Annotated in this window: 14 protein-coding genes; 10 read left to right on the top strand and 4 right to left on the bottom strand. The window is 68.0% G+C overall.

Features of this window, described 5'->3' with window-relative positions:
• Positions 1–80: 80 nt before the first annotated feature.
• Positions 81–353 (top strand): hypothetical protein, encoded by a 273-nt coding sequence (locus RWO33_RS08030; RefSeq protein ID WP_145477679.1) that lies wholly within the window; start codon positions 81–83, stop codon positions 351–353.
• Here the strand turns inward: RWO33_RS08030 and RWO33_RS08025 are convergent.
• From RWO33_RS08025 to RWO33_RS08010, 4 genes are all read right to left on the bottom strand, one after another.
• On the bottom strand, positions 298–2,634 hold the full coding sequence (locus RWO33_RS08025; RefSeq protein WP_314103968.1) for an ATP-binding protein: 2,337 nt from the start codon (positions 2,632–2,634) through the stop codon (positions 298–300). The two genes, RWO33_RS08030 and RWO33_RS08025, sit on opposite strands and share 56 nt — an antisense overlap.
• A gap of 11 nt (positions 2,635–2,645) precedes the next feature.
• Positions 2,646–3,248, bottom strand: a complete 603-nt coding sequence (locus tag RWO33_RS08020) for a response regulator transcription factor (RefSeq protein WP_314103966.1) — start codon at positions 3,246–3,248, stop codon at positions 2,646–2,648.
• Positions 3,249–3,458: 210 nt separating this feature from the next.
• Positions 3,459–4,340 carry a LysR substrate-binding domain-containing protein gene (locus RWO33_RS08015; RefSeq protein ID WP_314103963.1) on the bottom strand — a complete coding sequence of 294 codons (882 nt, stop codon included), beginning with the start codon at positions 4,338–4,340 and terminating at the stop codon, positions 3,459–3,461.
• Between the two features lie 38 nt (positions 4,341–4,378).
• On the bottom strand, positions 4,379–5,359 hold the full coding sequence (locus RWO33_RS08010; protein ID WP_314103962.1) for a WYL domain-containing protein: 981 nt from the start codon (positions 5,357–5,359) through the stop codon (positions 4,379–4,381).
• Between the two features lie 119 nt (positions 5,360–5,478).
• Between RWO33_RS08010 and RWO33_RS08005 the strand changes: the two genes are divergently transcribed.
• From RWO33_RS08005 to RWO33_RS07965, 9 genes are all read left to right on the top strand, one after another.
• Entirely contained in the window at positions 5,479–6,084 is a 606-nt protein-coding gene (locus RWO33_RS08005) for a glutathione S-transferase family protein (RefSeq protein WP_314103960.1), read from the top strand.
• A gap of 102 nt (positions 6,085–6,186) precedes the next feature.
• Positions 6,187–7,635 (top strand): amidohydrolase family protein, encoded by a 1,449-nt coding sequence (locus RWO33_RS08000; protein WP_314103957.1) that lies wholly within the window; start codon positions 6,187–6,189, stop codon positions 7,633–7,635.
• A gap of 334 nt (positions 7,636–7,969) precedes the next feature.
• Positions 7,970–8,719: a CS1 fimbrial subunit B flags: Precursor gene (locus RWO33_RS07995; RefSeq protein WP_314103954.1), complete on the top strand. Its 750-nt coding sequence runs from the start codon at positions 7,970–7,972 to the stop codon at positions 8,717–8,719.
• Positions 8,720–8,787: 68 nt separating this feature from the next.
• The gene (locus RWO33_RS07990) at positions 8,788–9,288 is read left to right on the top strand and encodes a CS1 type fimbrial major subunit (RefSeq protein WP_314103951.1); all 501 of its coding nucleotides are present in this window, start codon (positions 8,788–8,790) and stop codon (positions 9,286–9,288) included.
• A 69-nt stretch (positions 9,289–9,357) separates the two neighbouring features.
• Positions 9,358–11,901 carry a TcfC E-set like domain-containing protein gene (locus RWO33_RS07985; RefSeq protein WP_314103949.1) on the top strand — a complete coding sequence of 848 codons (2,544 nt, stop codon included), beginning with the start codon at positions 9,358–9,360 and terminating at the stop codon, positions 11,899–11,901.
• Positions 11,898–13,133, top strand: coding sequence for a hypothetical protein (locus tag RWO33_RS07980; RefSeq protein ID WP_314103946.1), 1,236 nt, complete (start codon positions 11,898–11,900; stop codon positions 13,131–13,133). The genes RWO33_RS07985 and RWO33_RS07980 overlap by 4 nt, the downstream gene beginning before the upstream one ends.
• Before the next feature lie 182 nt (positions 13,134–13,315).
• The gene (locus tag RWO33_RS07975) at positions 13,316–13,483 is read left to right on the top strand and encodes a hypothetical protein (protein WP_186308820.1); all 168 of its coding nucleotides are present in this window, start codon (positions 13,316–13,318) and stop codon (positions 13,481–13,483) included.
• 190 nt (positions 13,484–13,673) lie between these two features.
• Complete coding sequence (locus RWO33_RS07970; protein WP_314103942.1) at positions 13,674–14,591, top strand: alpha/beta hydrolase-fold protein; 918 nt, start codon at positions 13,674–13,676, stop codon at positions 14,589–14,591.
• Positions 14,592–14,710: 119 nt separating this feature from the next.
• The gene (locus RWO33_RS07965) at positions 14,711–16,093 is read left to right on the top strand and encodes an ATP-binding protein (RefSeq protein WP_314103941.1); all 1,383 of its coding nucleotides are present in this window, start codon (positions 14,711–14,713) and stop codon (positions 16,091–16,093) included.
• Positions 16,094–16,210: the final 117 nt, after the last annotated feature.

Raw genomic sequence — 16,210 nt, 5'->3', positions numbered from 1 at the left:
AAATCCAGCGGCTTTTCCGCTGGATTTCCGTGCCTTATCACGATATTGTTTCGCCCCGTTTGCGCCGCCCCCGCCCCGTCATGCGTGATGAAGAAGATCCCGGCACCCTGGAGTTGATGCTGCCGCGCAAGCGCGGCCGTCCGCCCACGTTCGGCTACGCCATGACCGATGCGCAGCGTGCGGCGCGCTATCGTGCGCGCCGTGCCGGGCAGGCCGACCATGCGGATGTGCGGACCTGCAGCGACATGGTGCTGCTGGACAAGATCCGCGCGGCGATCACGGCCAAGGATGCAGAGCTCACCGGCTTCCTGGTGCACGTGCTGTGGCAGCGCTATCCGCTGCAGTTGAAGTAGACGCGCCGCGCACCAGTTCGCCCACCGCAGGGCGCAGGTAGCCGAGCAGGCGCTCGGCTTCGATCCAGCCGGTGGCGTCGTCCAGGTCCAGTTCGTGCAGGTCGTCGGCAATGGCCGCCAATGTGGCCTGGCCAAGCATGCGCAGCACGCCGGACAGGCGATGCGCATGGTGGCGCAGTCGATTGGCCGCCTGCAGGCGCAGGGCATCGTGCAGGGCCATCATCTCTTCCTGCAGCGACTGCAGGAACTCGCTCCACATCGGTTGCGGCGCGTGCGCCGCTTCCACCTCCCGTGCGCCCGCGGGGTCGAGGTCGTCGACCTCCAGCACCTCCAGCAGCAGGTGTATGTCCAGCGGTTTGCACAGCACCGCGTCCATGCCGCAGGCGCGGCAGCGCTCGGCATGCGCGGGCGAATCGTTGGCGGAAAGCGCCACCAGCAGCGCCGGGCTGCGCCCGTGCCGACGCTCGAGCTGGCGCAGCTGCACGGCCAGCTCGTAGCCGCTCATGTCCTCCAGTACGCAATCCAGCAGCACGATCCCGCACGGTTCGCCGGCCTGGCTGCGCAACGCGCTCGTGCCATCGCCGCAACTGCTTACCGAGGCCCCCAGCGCTTCCAGCTGGCGGGCCACGACGGTGCGGTTGAGCATGTGGTCCTCTACCAGCAGCAGGGTGCGCCCGGCCAGCGGCTGTCCAACAGGGCAATGGCCGCCGCCTTCGGTCACCACCGGCAGCTGCACCTCGAAGCAGCTGCCTTCGCCCGGAACACTGCGCAGCTGCAGGCGACCGCCCATGCCCGTCACCAGGTCCTGGCAGATCGACAGGCCAAGCCCGGCCCCGCCCATCTGACGCGAATGCCGGTCGTGGGCCTGCACGAAGGGTTTGAAGACGCGGTCGTGCTGGTCGGCCGGAATGCCGATGCCGGTGTCGCGCACCGCGATGCGCAGCTGCGCACTGGTGTCGGTGGGCTGCAATGCCAGGGCGACGTCGATGTCGCCCAGCTCGGTGAACTTCACCGCATTGCCCAGCAGGTTGTTGAGCACCTGGCGCAGCGCATCGCCGTCCACCCAGACCCGTGGCAGCGGGTCGGTGTGCTGCAGCAGTGCCATCGCCAGGCCCTTGGCGTCGGCGCCGGGACGTGCCACCGCGATGCAGTCACGGGCGAGCTGGCGAACATCCTGCCACCCCGGCGTGGGCAGGTAGTCGCCGCTGGCCACGCGCGAGTAGTCCAGCGCGTGGCCCAGCAGGTGGCGCAGGCCGACGCCAGCGGACCGCGCGGCATTGACCAGTTGCCGCTGGCCCTGGTCCAGCGCCGACTGATGCAGCAGGTCCACCGAGGTCACCAGTGCCTGCGCGGCATTGCGCACCTCATGGCTCATGGTGGCGATGAAGCGTGCCTGCTGGCGCTCGCTGCGGCGTGCCGACTGCCGCGCGCGGTACATCCACGCCCCGGCGCTGAGCAGCAGCAACACGGTCAGGCCCATCGCCACCAGTTCCCAGCGGAAATGCCGCGACATCACCTGCAGCGAGGGACCGCTCAGGTAGGTGGCCTTGGTCCAGCGCTGCATCAGCATGGCGTGCTCCTGCGGACTGATCGAGCGCATCGCCTGGTGGATCTGGTCGAGCATGCGGCGGTCGCGGTGGCGCACCACCAGGTGCAGGCTGCCGGGCAGGGTGGCGGGGCCGCCATGCAGCAGCAGGCTGTCACCGAATTCGCGCCGCACCAGCGGGCGCATGGCCACGTCCAGCTCCATTGCGACATCGACCACGCCGGCCTCCACCGCGGCAAGTGCCTCGCGCAGGCTGGGCAACCCCACCACCTGCAGGTGCGGATGGTAGGCGGCGAGCCATTCGGCCAGGCGGCTGCCACGCACCACCGCCACCCGGCGCAGGTGCGCGAATTCGGGCGGCTGCGCGTGGGTGTGGCGGCTGGCCAGCAGGGTCTGCCCGCGGTAGTACGCCGGTGATGCGGCGAGTGCCGTGCACGGCGCGTTGTCCAGCGGGCCGAGCAGCAGCATCAGGTCCGCGCGGCCATCGCAGAGTGCCTGCAACGCCGCCGTGGTGGACTCCACCGGCTGTTCCTGGAAGCGCATGCCGGTCTGTTCCGACACCAGCTGCGCATACCCGCTGATCAGGTTGGCATCGCGCGCGGCACGGTTGTCGGCGGCCAGCAGGCGGTGCTGCGACGGGTCGGTGGCCACGCGCACCAACCGCTGCGCGGGCTGGGACAGGACCACCGGCAACAAAGCGACCGCCAGCACCCCGGCCACGGCGCCGGTGGCCATGCGGGGGGTTCTCACCACACCGCCAGCTGGTGCCGCAGGGTGAACAGGTCACGGTCGGTGCGCAGGCCCAGCTTGCGGAACGCGGCGTGCTTCTGGGTGCTGATGGTCTTGATGCTGCGGTGACGCTGCAGCGCGATGTCGGTAACGGTCATACCGCTCAGGCACAGCTGCAGCACCTCGCGTTCGCTCTGCGAGAGACGGTGTTCGGCGTGTTCGTCGCGGTAATCCAGCGGTACGTGGCTGTGCCCGGCGGCGACCCGGCCCAGTGCGCGCGCCAGTTCTTCCAGGGTCTCGCCCTTGGACACCACGCCCGCGGCGCCGGCCGCCATGCTGTTGGAAATCATGACGTGGTGCACGTTGGCCGAAAACATCAGCACCCGGACCCGGGGAAAACGGCGGCGCAGCATCCGCAGCAGTTCCATGCCCTGCAGGTCACCTTCGGCCAGCGTGTAGTCGACTACCGCGACATCGACCAGATGGTGCAGCAGCGTGTTGACCAGGGCGCGGGTGGTGGCATGGTTGCCGACCACGTGGAAGCGCGGGTCGTTCGAGAGATGGACGTAGCTGCCGTGGCGGACGACGTCGTGATCGTCCAGCAGCGCGATGTTCAGCACCGCATGCGGAAGCGGTCCGTGGATGGGACCTGGATGGCGTCTGGACAAGGGAGGCACGCAATCATGGGATTTGCGCCATTCTTACTGCTTCATCCTTCCGCGTAGATAGTCTGATGTCAGATTAGGACTATTCCTATGCCTGGGACGAGAGCCCCGTCACTTTCCGTGCGCATCCCGTGCACCGTTCGGAATGATGCAGCGGAAAGTCGATCAACGCCGTTCGCGGTCCAGCAGGCGTGCGAACTGTGACGCCAATTCCACCACGAGTGCATCGGCGGTGCTCCGGTGCAGCAATGCGATCTCGATGCTGTCAATCGGTGTCAGTCCCTGTCGAGCGGTCAGCACGCGGTGCTCTCGGGTTACGGCGCGCGCCGGTAGCAGGCTGATGCCCATGCCGTCGGCGACGGCGCCCTGGATGCCGCCCAGGCTGGAGCTGGTGAATCCGATCCGCCAGCGCCGACCCAGTCCCTCCACGGCGGCGATCAACTCGTCGCGATACAGCCCGCGCGGCGGGAACGTCACCAGCGGAATGGGGTCCTGTGCGATGCAGGGGCTGCGCGCACTGTCCACCCAGCGCATCGGTTCGGGCCAGCAGGCCACCGCCTGGCGGCTGTTGCGGCGCTGCTTGACCAGCACCAGGTCGAGCTCGCCATGGTCGAAGGCATGCGCGAGGTCACGGCTGAGCCCGCTGGCGACCTCCAGTTTCACCTGCGGGTGGCGGCGGGTGAAGCGGCCGAGCAGGGCGGTGGTGCGCGGATTGACGAAGTCCTCCGGCACGCCCAGGCGCACGCTGATCGCCACCGTGGCACCGGCCAGCGCCTCGCCCATCTGGTCGTTGAGCGCCAGCATCTGCCGGGCGATGCCCAGCAGCGAGTGGCCGGCGTCGGTCGGGTGCACATCGCGGTTGGCGCGCACCAGCAGCGGGTGCCCGGCCAGCTGCTCCAGCCGCCGGATCTTCTGGCTGACGGTGGACTGGGTGGAGTGCAGGCGCGCAGCGGCGGTGGTGAAGCTGCCGCAGTCGGCCACCATCACCATGGCCCGCAGCAGGTCCAGTTCGAACAGGGTGCGATGCGATTCCGCACTGGCGGGCATGGTGTCATCCAGGAAACGAATGGGAACGTCAGCGCATGTTAGTCCGCCACGGTCGCACCTGCCCGGGCCAGGCTGCGCGCCACCCGGGCACCGGCGTCGCGCATCATCACGTGCAGCGCCGGCGGGCCCAGCACCTCGAACTCGAGTTCCAGCGCCAGCAGCCAGTACACCACCGCGCCCTGCGGGTGCGCGCCACAGCGCAGCAGGCAGCGCTGCGCGTCCAGCGCTTCCAGTACGCCCGCCGAGCTGGGCATGCGCTCGCGCACCACTTCGACGGGTGCGTGCAGGATCACCCGGGCCTCGTCGCCGTAGGGGCCCAGCGTCAACGACTGGCTGACGAACGCGCGCAGATCGCCGTTGGCCGGCGCCGGGCGGGGGCGGAAATGCACGCCCACCTCGGGCGTGCTGGTCATGCGGTCGATGCGGAAGGTCCGCCAGTCCACGCGCGTGGTATCCCACGCCACCAGGTACCAGCGGCGTTCGGCATGCACCACGCCCTGCGGTTCCACCTGGCGCTGGCTGGCCTGGCCCTGTCGGTCGGCGTAGTCGAAACGCAGCTGCAGCTGGTCGCGGCAGGCGCCGGCCAGGGTGGCGAGCAGGCGCGCGTCGACCAGCGGCCCGCTCTGGTCGATCGGCAGGATCGAGGTGCGCAGCGCATCCAGGCGGCGGCGCAGGCGCGCCGGCATCACCTGTTCCATCTTGACCAGGGCGGTGATGGCGGTCTGCTCGATGCCGCTGATGGTGCCGCTCACCGCCATGCGCAGGGCCAGCGCCGCGGCCAGCGCCTCCTCGTCGTCGAGCAGCAGCGGCGGCAGCGCTCGCCCGGCGCGGAACGCATAGCCGCCGGCCACGCCGCTGCTGGCCTGGATCGGGTAGCCGAGTTCGCGCAGGCGCTCGATGTCGCGACGCAGGGTGCGCGGATGCACGCCGATGTCGGTGGCCAGGGTGTTGCCAGGCCAGTGCGGTCGGGATTGCAGCAGCGCGAGCAGGCGCAGCAGGCGGGCGGAGGTCGTGAGCATGGCCACAGGGTCGCGCCTGTCGAGGACAGGATCTGTCCGCAATGGTGGCTAGCCTGTGTCCACGGTGCAAGGCCTCCCGCAGCGCACCTTTCCACACCGACACCTACAAGGAGTACTGCATGTCCCTCGTCTTCTATTGGCACCCGATGTCCAGCGCCACCCCGATCGCCTGCGCGCTGGCCGAACTGGGCGTGGCCCATGACCGGGTCCGGATCGACATCCGCAACGGCGAACAGCGCACGCCCGAGTACCTGGCGATCAATCCCAACGGCAAGGTGCCGTGCCTGGTGGTGGACGGCACGCCGATCTTCGAGGGCCTGGCCATCCACCTGTGGCTGGGCGATCGCTTCGGCGTCGCGCGTGGACTGTGGCCGGCCGCGGACACGCCCGAGCGCCTGCAGGCGCTGTCGTGGTGCGCGTGGGCCTATGTCACCTACATGGCGGTGATCGGCCGGCTGCGGGCGGCGACGATGGAAGGTCCTCAGCAGCATCCCGACCACGCGGCGATTGCCGCAGACGACGCACGCCAGCTGCTGGACGTGCTGGAGGCGCGGCTGTCGGCGCAGGCCTGGATGGTCGGCGAAAGCTACTCGCTGGTGGACCTGGTGGTGGCGCAGGTGGTCGGCTACGGCACCTACGTGGGCGCCGGGCTCGATGGCCACCCGGCGGTGAAAGCATGGCTGGCCAAGGTGGTGGCGCGCCCGTCGATGCAGGGCGAGGTCTGACCGGCATTCGGAAACCGAATGCGCGGCATGCCGAAATTTAACTGGTGAATGGGGCCCGCCGCGCCGTAAGGTGCGGTGACCCTTTCCGTTGTGCGCCCTGCCATGAAATCGACCGTGTTGCCCGCCATCCCGCTGCTGCTTGCCTTGGCTCCCTCCGTCCTGGCCGCCGAACAGGCCGATGTGATCATCCGCCACGCCACCGTGGTCGATGTCGAACGGGCCACCACCGTTGCCGACCAGGCGGTGGTGGTGCGGGGCGACGATATCGTGGCGGTGGGCGACGACCGCGCCATCGCCAGGGCGTGGACGGCGCCGCGCAAGGTCGATGGCAAGGGCCGCTACCTCATTCCCGGCCTGTGGGACATGCACGTGCACTTCGGCGGTGGCCCGGAGCTGATCGAAGAGAACAAGGCGCTGCTGCCGCTGTACATCGCACACGGCATCACCACCATCCGCGACTGCTCGGGCGACCTGCCGGAGCAGGTGCTGCAGTGGCGGGGGGAGATCGCCGACGGCCGCCTGGAGGGTCCGCAGCTGTTCAGCTCCGGTGCCAAGATCGAGGGCATCAAGCCGGTCTGGAAGGGTACGTTGGAAGTGGGCAGCCAGGCCGACCTGGACGCGGCGCTGGCCAGGCTCAAGCGCGACCGCGTGGACTTCGTCAAGATCACCGACAGCACGCTGACGCCGCCGTTGTTCCTGGACGCGGTGCGCGGTGCGCGCGCCAACGGGCTGCGTGCCTCCGGGCACATTCCGATGGCGCTGACCGTACAGCAGGCGGTGGACGCCGGGATCAGTTCCATCGAGCACCTGGACTACGCCTACAAGGCCGGGGTCAAGGATGAAGCCGCGATCGCCAGCGACTTTGCCGCTGGACGCATCGACCGCGCCGAAGCCAACCGTCGTCTCGACGCCGGCTTCGACCGCGCGACCGCAATGGCCGCCTACCGCGGCTTCGCCGCCAAGGGCGTGTATGTCACACCGACCCTCAACGGCGGGCGCATCCTCGACTTCCTGGACCAGGACGACCACGCCGACGACCCCTACCTGGCTTATATCGGCCCGAAGCTGCAGGCGACCTATCAATGGCGGGTCGAGCGTGCGGCCAAGGCCAGCCCGGCGCAGATCGCCGAGCGCCACCAGCAGTACCACCAGGTGGCGGCGGTACTCCCGATGCTGCAGGAAGCCGGCGTCACCGTGATGGCGGGCACCGACGCAGGCTTCCTCAATTCCTTCAACTATCCCGGCATCGGCCTGCACGACGAGCTCAGCCTGTTCGTGAAGGAGGGCCTGACGCCCGCGCAGGCGCTGTCGTCGGCCACGCGCGCCGGCCCGTCGTGGTTCGGCACGCTGGACCGGTATGGCGGTGTTGCCGAGGGCAAGGCGGCGGATCTGGTCCTGTTGGATGCCAACCCCCTGCAGGACATCCATGCCACCCGTGCAATCAATACGGTGGTACTGCGTGGCCATGTGTACGACCGCAAGGCGCTGGATGCGCTGCTGGCGCAGACCCGGCAGAAGGTGGCGCAGTGGCAGCAGGACGCCCGACGCTAGGCGACTACCAGCCGCCAGAGCGTGCCAAGCAAAACGCCCCGCATCCGCGGGGCGTTTTTTTTTGCGCGCTGCTGCAACAAGTTTCAACGGCATATTGATGAATATTGAATGTGGCGCAGTGCAGCAAAAATCTATTCTGCCCACCCATTCAACGCGGCGATGACTTTCCGCCTTGGTGATCAGTAATTCGATCGATGCTGCAACAAGTTGCAGTGTCGATTGAACAATGTTGCATATGGCGACATAGGATGGGTGCCTATTCTGCGCCCTCGATACGAGGCGGTAATGACAACCGCGCTTCGCATTCACCCTATAAATTAAAGGAGCATCCTCCATGAAGCGTCTGACGAGCGCGCTGGCGGCCGCAATGGCCGTTGCGATGTCGGCATCGCCTCACCTGGTGCAGGCGGCGGCGCCCAGCATCCATGTTGGCGCGATGTACGAGTACGCCGAGCCCGGCAAGGGTGCCCTGCTCAAGCGCGTGCGCAACACCGGTGACGCCACCGCGTTCGTGCGCGTGCAGATCAGCGAAGTGCGCTATGCCGCCGATGGCAGCCACCATGAGGTGCCGGTGTCCGGGACGGACGCGGGCCTGGTCGCCAGCCCGTCGCGGTTGATCGTGCCGGCCCAAGGGCAGCAGGCCACGCGCCTGCTGGTGCAGGGCGACCGCAGCACGGAGCGCTACTACCGCGTGCGCTTCGTGCCGGTGCTGCCGCAGTCCGAAGACGAGTTCGCGCTGACCGACGCACAGCGCGAGGACTACCGCCGGGAACTGTCGGCGGGCGTCAACGTGCTCACCGGTTACGGCGTGTTCGTGATCGCGCACCCCGACCAGCCGCGCTACGACGTGCAGACCGAAACCCAGGCGGGCTATGTCCAGCTGCACAACGCGGGCAATACCACCGTGGTCCTGGACGACGTCCGCCAGTGCAGTGCGCAGGAAACCTCGGGCAGGTGCGCGCCGTCGCGGAAGGTCCACCTGCTGCCGAATCGCACCGAACGCTTCACGCGCAGTGCAGAGCACCTGCACCGCTTCCAGATCGTTGAGGGGGACAGCCGCAGGGAGGTCCTGCTCAGCCCTTAGGTTCCGCCCGGAACCGACGTCCCGTCGCCGGGCTCCAGGCGACACCTTTCCGTTGGAGATGTACTGCAATGAACCTCAAGAACACCGTCCTGGCCGCCGCGGCCGCCCTGATCCTGACCCCGGCCGCCGCCATGGCCGCCACCGAGCAGTTCCCGCTGCAGGTCACCGTTGAAGCCGTGGTGCCGTCGGCGACCGGTCTGCAGATCTCGCCGGTGGGCGATTGGGCCGGCCAGACCCAGCAGATGCGCTGGAACCTCGCCACCGAACGCCTGGACCCGATCCAGCAGCAGGTCGACATGAAGAGCGGGCTGGGCGCCATCAATGCCTACCTCTCCACCGATGCCGTGCTGACCAGCGCGAGCAACAAGATCGAACTGACCGTCAACGTCGCCGGCCAGGACCTGCAGGTGGGTGCCGGCAACGCTGTTGAAGTCGCTACTGAAACCGAAGCGGCTGCCAGCAAGCGCGCCGCCGTGGCCATCACCGCCGCCGCGCCGACCGGCGAAGGCTACGCCCACGGCAACTACCAGGGCAACGTTTTCATGATGTTCGAAAGCGGCACCCCGTAACTCCGCGCGCGTTCGCGTACGCGTTTCGAGGGGCGCTCACGCGCCCCTCTTTCATGCACAGGAATCACCATGTCACCGCGTCTGCTTCCCATCGCCACCGCCGCCATGCTCCATTGCAGCAGTGCAGTCGTGCAGGCAGCCCCTGCGGCGCTGGAAAGCCTGACCCTGCTCGACCAGGCGGGAAGCTTGCCCGATGACTTCCGTGACCACTTCTTCGACGTGCCCCTGGTGGTCCGCGTCGAACGCGATGGACAGTACCTGGGCGATGCCCGGGCCATGCTGTCCCGCGAGAATACCCTGTCGCTGCTGGCGTTCACCGACAGCCACGACAGCACCGAGTCGGCCGCCGAACGCGAGCGCTGGCTGAAGGCACTGGCCACGCCGCGCCCGCTGGGTGCGTGCAGCCAGGCGTGCGACGCCGGCCTGGTGCGCCTGCACTACAGTCTTGAAAGTTCGCTGCTGTCCATCGCCAGCGAAACCGGTGGCCGGACGGCGGCGGAGGCCCGCCATCATGCGTTGCCGGTCGGCGGCAGCCGGGGGCTGATCCTGCGCCACCAGCTCAATGCCCATGCCGGCGAGGGCATGGAGGCGTCCGGGCGTTATGCGCTGGACCTGCAGGGCAGCCTGGGCCAGTGGACCCTGACCGGAAACTACCAGTTCGACCGCAGTGGCGACGCAGCGCAGGCGCGTCGTCATTCGGTACAGAGCCTCTACGCCCAACGCGAGTTTCGCGACACGTTCCTGCGCGCAGGCTATTTCATGCCCAACTTCCAGGGCGTGACCCGCCAACCGCGTGCGGCCGGCTCGGCCAACCGCACCACCGCTGGGCTGATGGCCGGCTCATCGGACAGCCTGGTGGCCGATTCGCGTGCCCCCAGCCTGTATCCGGTCTACGTGACGGCCAACCGCGAGGGTACCGTGGAGGTGTTCCGCGACGGCAGCCTGATCCTGACCCAGCCGCTGCAGCCGGGCCTGCAGGAATTGGACACCCGGCGCCTGCCGGGCGGGATCTACGACATCGAACTGCGGGTGATCGAAGACGGTCGCGAAACTCGCGAAACCACGGTCATCCACAAGCCCGGCAACTGGCGCGACCCGAGCCGCCGCTGGCGCTACAGCGCCTTCGCCGGTGTGCAGCACAGCCTGTTCGACAGCGTCGACGATCCCGGTGAGGGTGCTTTCGCCGCCGGCGGCATCGTCAATTACCTGGCGCATCCGCGTGCGGTGGTTGGACTGTCCGCCCAGCACCTGGACGGTGCCAATGCGTTCGCCGCGTCCGTGGACTGGCAGGTCAGCGACACCGCGAACGTCTTCGCCAATGCCTACACCGGCGAGCATGGGCGCGGCGTCGACCTGCAGGGCCTGTGGCGTTATCGGCACGGCACGCTGATCGCCTCGCACAACCGCACCTGGCAGGAGCGGCGGCATCCGTGGGAACACGGCACGGCACCTTGGGTGCCGCAAGATGACCTTTCCGACACGCGTTCCGGCTGGCTGCAGACCAGTGCGCTCAGCCTCAATCATCGCCTGGGCGACAGCAGCAACGTGGCCGCGCGCGTGTCGCACCATCGTGGGGTCAGCAATGGGGTGGGGGTCGACCTGTCCTTCAGTCGCCGGCAGCGCCTGTTCGACAGCGACGCCACCTGGCGCGCGGCCCTGTTCGACCGTCCCGCCAACAGCAGCAGCGGCATCCGTCGCAACCGCGGCATGGACTTCACCTTGAACATCGCCTTGGGCGATGACGGCCGACGCTACTCCGGCAGCTTGGGCAGCCGCACCGCCAGCGACGGCGGGCGCAGCCTGTATGCCAGCGCGGGCGCCCAGCAGACCTTCGAGGAAGGGGTACTGCGCAGCGTCGGCGGCCAGGCGACCGCCGACAGCGACGGCCTGGGGCTGAGCGCGACGGCGCTGTTCGAACATCCGGCGCTGCGCGGCGACGTGCATGCGCAGCGCTCGTCGCTGGCCGGCCAGGTCAGTGGCGGCCTCAACCTGGAAAGCACCATGGCGCTGGGCGGCGGCCATCTCGCCATTGCCGGTGCCGGGCAGGTTGGCAGCACCGACACCGGGATGATCGTGGACGTGCGCTCGGATCTGCCCGACGTGGCACTGCGCGCGCATGACAGCCGGGGCGGCTCGTACGTGCTGCAGCCAGGGCGCAACTTCCTGCCGGTCACGGCGTACCGCACCGGCTCGCTGCAGATCGATTTCCACGGCCGCGCCGCGCCGGCGGCCACGATCCAGCCGGCCACGCTGGACTATCACCTCAACCGGGGCGGGGTGGGGTACGGGCAGGTGGATGTGCTGGGCACCTTCACCGTCATGGGCCACCTGAAGGATGCGGACGGCCAGCCGCTGTCCGGCGCGCACGTGATCAACCATGCCGGCCGCAGCGTGGCGGAAGCAGACGGGTTCTTCGCGCTGGAAATGAGCGCGACGGCGCCGAGCCTGGAGGTGCGCCATCCCCGGGTCGCCGGGTGCAGCTTCGCATTGGACGGCACCACCACCCGCCCCGAAGGCGACACCTGGATGGCCGGCGTCCTGCAATGCCCGCCGTCCGGGCTGGCGACCACGCCCTCCCACCCGACCGCGCCTGCTCCCGGAGCCATGCCATGATCCGTCAGTTCCTTCCCATCGTCCTGTCGCGTCGCGTGCTGCGGGTGCTGTGCCTGCTGGCGTTTGCTGCTGTCGTGGGCCGCGCCCCGGCTGCCGATATCCACATCACCGCCGAGTTCAAGCCGGACATCAATGATCCAAACAAGCGCGAATTCGTCAATACCACGCCCTGGTCCGGCGTCTGCCTGAACCACATGGCCCTCTGCATCTCGAACAACTGGTGGAGCATCGACACCAAGGTGCGGGGAACCAAGCAGGGAAACCGCGGCTCCCTCCATGGGCCGGGATCGTTCCATATCGGAATGCCGCCCCCGAGGCAGGTGGAAGTGGTGTCGGAAGACGGACACGCCTTCATCGTGGACCTGAAGATGATCGGCGCGGCTTTGCGGCTGCGGGATGTCGCGCAGGACGGCCCCAACAGCCATCCGGCGAGCAAGGGGGCGGCGCAGGGTTGCGCGATCTCGCTGAGCAACGCTCGGACCAACAATTACAGTGTGATGCGCATGTTCAATCGCAACGACGGCGGCGACGGCTACCAGGTGTGCACGCTGCACTGGATCGACAGCAATGATTACTGGGTGGAGGAGTTTGATTTCACCTATGCATTGACTACGCCCAGTCCATTGCAGATGCGAAGCGGCGTCTATACCGGCAGTACCACCTACCGTGTTGGCGGCACTGGTGAAGGTGCCGACTTCGACCTCGGCGACGACGTGGTACTGGACGACAACAGTGTGACCGTGCACTTCAGCCTGACGGTCCAGCACGCGTTCCAGCTCGATCTTCCCCCGGGCAGCGACCGTGCCGTGCTGGCGCCGAAAGGTGGCTGGACGCAGTGGAGCGACCATGGAATCGTGCCGAAGGCGCTCGAACGCGAGGTCCCGTTCACGCTGAGCAGTTCCGGGCAGTTCAGCGTCTCGATGCAGTGTCAGTACCCGCTGCCGGACGGGCGTTGCGCGATCCGCAACCTGACCGAGGCCGCGCCGGACGCGCCGCTGGACATCACACTCACCCTGCCGGGTTTCCGTGACGCGCTGTCCGGCGCGGATGTTGTTGGAAAGACGTTGACCACGGACATGCTTCCGACCGTGTTCACCGCCGACGCTTTCGTCATCCGTCGACCTTCGCAGCTGCGCTTCGCGGTCACCGGTGAAGCGGTCGAGGAAATGCTGGAGCATCCCGGGAGTCACTATCGCGGTGACGTCACTGTGATTTTCGACGCTGATCCCTAGGTAGGACCGGGTGCAATACCGTGCGACAACGATGTGACGATGTCGTGGATGCTTCTGAACTGTTTACAGAAATGCGTGAGACGTCTACGCAGGCCGCCACGCTGCGCACGCAGCGGTAACGCGTCGCTGCCTAGTGTTGGATTACCGGCATCACTCTCGACGCCGAGCATCGGAGATACGTCATGGGTAACCAGCAGAATCCGCAACAGGGCCAGCAGAATCCGCAGCAGGGCCAGCAGAACCAGCAGAACCAGAAGGACCAGCAGCGCCAGGGCCAGCAGCAACAGCAGGATGCCGACCAGAAGCGCGAGCGCAATCAGCAGGGTGGCCAGCAGGAAGAAGAAGAATAAGCTTCTGCCGTCACGTCATGACCCGAGTCCGGCCTTGCGGCCGGACTTTTGTTGTCTATACCGCCGCTTCGCGGCAAGTGATACCCATTCGCATTTGAGGTACACTGGGCTGATCGTCCCGCCCTGAGTCGTGCCCGCCGTGCTTTCCCGCCTGTTCCCGACGCGCTTTCCGCTCTTTCGTACCGTGGGCATGGTCGCTGCCCTGGGGGTCGCAGTGATCGCGCCGGTGGCCGCGCAGCAGCGCAATCCGCTGCAGACGATCGGCGAAACCGTGCTGGACCAGCCGGCGCAGAGCTACCGCTTTGAACGCTTCGTGATCGAGGATGGCGCCCCCGCGCGGCGCTGGCGCGTCCACGTGGGCGTACCCACGCAGCAGGCCAAGGCGCCCGCGCCGGTGCTGTACATGCTGGACGGTAACGCCGCGGCGATGGTGTTCGACCAGGCCCTGCTCGGCGAGCTGGCCGCGCATGCCGCGCCGGTGCTGGTGTTCATCGGCTATGACAACGACCTGCGCATCGATTCGCGGGCACGCACGCAGGATTACACCGCGTGGGTGGATACGGCCGAGGACGAGAACGGCGTGGCGCAGTCCACCGGCGGCGGTGCGGCTTCGTTCCTGCAGGTCATCCAGCAGAAGATCAAGCCCGAGGTGGCCCGGCGCGCGCGCGTGGACACGCAGCAGCAGGCGCTCTGGGGACATTCGCTGGGCGGCCTGTTCGTGCTCAGTACGCTGTATACCCAGCCGGACGCGTTCCAGCAGTACGTGAGTGCCAGCCCGTCGCTGTGGTGGAGCCAGGGCGCGCCACAGGGTGAGCTGGAGCAGCGCTTTGTCGCCCATCCCGCACCGGCAAAGCTGTGGCTGATGCTCGGCGGTGACGAGCGCAGCGGCAACCGCGGGGTTCGTGACATGAGCAACCCGCGCGTGGTGGCGCACCTGCGCCGCATTGCGGGCGCGACGCCGGACGCCGCGCATGTCCTGAGCGGACGGTTGGCGGCAGTACCCGGCCTGCAGGTGACCTACCGGGAGTTTCCCGGCCTGGGCCATGGCCCGATGTTGCCGGCATCGCTGAAGGCGACGCTGGCCGCGTTGTATGGCGTGCCGGACTGATCTTGTTTTTTCCCTACCCAGGCAATGCGTGGCGCTCCGCCACCACCGCTGCGATGCGGCCCGCCAAGGCAACCCTTGTGACACGCGCCGCTGGCGCGCCCCTACAGAAGGAGTCTGCTATGTCCCGAATGATGTCCCTCCCGCGCGTTGCCGCGCTGGCCCTGGCCCTGTCGCTGGTGTCCGGCGCCGTGGTCGCGCAGCCGGTTTTCGACGCGCCGGCCAATGGTTTCCGTGGCAAGGTCAGCGCCCGCAACGAGAACGCCATCGCGGGCAGCACCGCAGAAGTGACCGGTCGCGCCTTCGTGCCGGGGCAGCAGGTGACCCTGCTGCGCGGCGAGACCGTGCTCACCCCCACGCCGGTCGTGGTCGACGAGCAGGGCAATTTCAAGGCCAGCGTGCAGATTCCGGCCGACGCCGTTCCCGGCCAGCACCCGGTGGTGGTGCGGGCAAGCCAGCCGGCCGCGGCCACCGTGGTTGCGCTGCGGGTATCGCCGAACCTGCCCCTGAGTGGCCAGCAGGCGTTCAAGCAGCAGTCCGGCAAGCTGGTGCAGGGGCTGTACCAGAGCGCCTACAGTGCGGGCAGCAATGCGCTGTTCGTGACCTCGGCGGTGGGGCGCCCGCCGGTGACCGCTTCGCAGCTGCTCAAGGTCGACCCGAAGACGCTGAAGGTGGTCAAGGCGATCACCCCGGCCAAGGTGCCCGACGCCAAGGGCGGCAGCGTGTTCGCCGTGTACGGCGTGGGCGTGGACGACGCCAATGGCAACGTGTGGGTGAGCAACACCCGCCAGGACACGGTGGCGGTGTACCGGCAGTCCGACCTGTCGCTGGTGCATCAGTTCCCGGTGGGTGCGGTGCCGCATGCGCGCGACGTGGTGGTCGATGCCAAGCGGGGCAGGGTGTTCGCCTCTGCGGCCGGCGAAGACCACCTGTCGGTGTTCGATGCGAAGACGTTCAAGCCGCTGGAGCCGATCACCCTGGCCTCGGGCGTGGACGATGAGAAATTCGTGCCGATGAGCCTGGTGCTGGATGAAGCCAGCGGCAAGCTGTTCACGGTGAGCATCGGGACGCCGGAAGCGGCGGTGATCGACGTCGCCAGCGGTAAGGTCGACAAGGTGATCGATCTCGGCAATGCCATCAGCGCCTCGGGCGTGGCCTTCGACGCGAAGCAGAACCGGCTGTACGTGGCCTCGCAGGGCAGCGACAACCTGCTCATCGTCGACGTGGCCAGTGGCAAGGTGCTGCACGATGTCCCCGTGGGTGCCGGCGCGCTGAACGTGGCGTTCGAACCGGTGTCGGGCTTGGCCTACGTGACCAATCGTGGCGCCGGTACGGTGACCGTGGTCGACCGCGACGGCAAGGTGGTGGGCAACCTGGACGGCGGCACCTTCCCGAACCATGTCCGCGAGGACGGCAAGGGCAACGTGTTCGCGGTCAACAAGTCGCGCGGTGCCGAAGACCCCAAGGGCGACCGCATCACCCGCATCACGCCGTCCACGCGTTGATGCCTGACTGGAGCACTGCATGTTGAATTCCCTGTGTGCGCGCCGCGGCGTGCTGGTAGCGGCCCTGGCGACGGCGCTGGTCGCGTGCGGCGGCAAACCGGCCGAGCCGTCGACGGC

Source organism: uncultured Stenotrophomonas sp. (assembly GCF_963519925.1).
Classification (GTDB): domain Bacteria; phylum Pseudomonadota; class Gammaproteobacteria; order Xanthomonadales; family Xanthomonadaceae; genus Stenotrophomonas; species Stenotrophomonas maltophilia_AE.
This window is presented reverse-complemented; position numbering and strand designations above follow the sequence as displayed.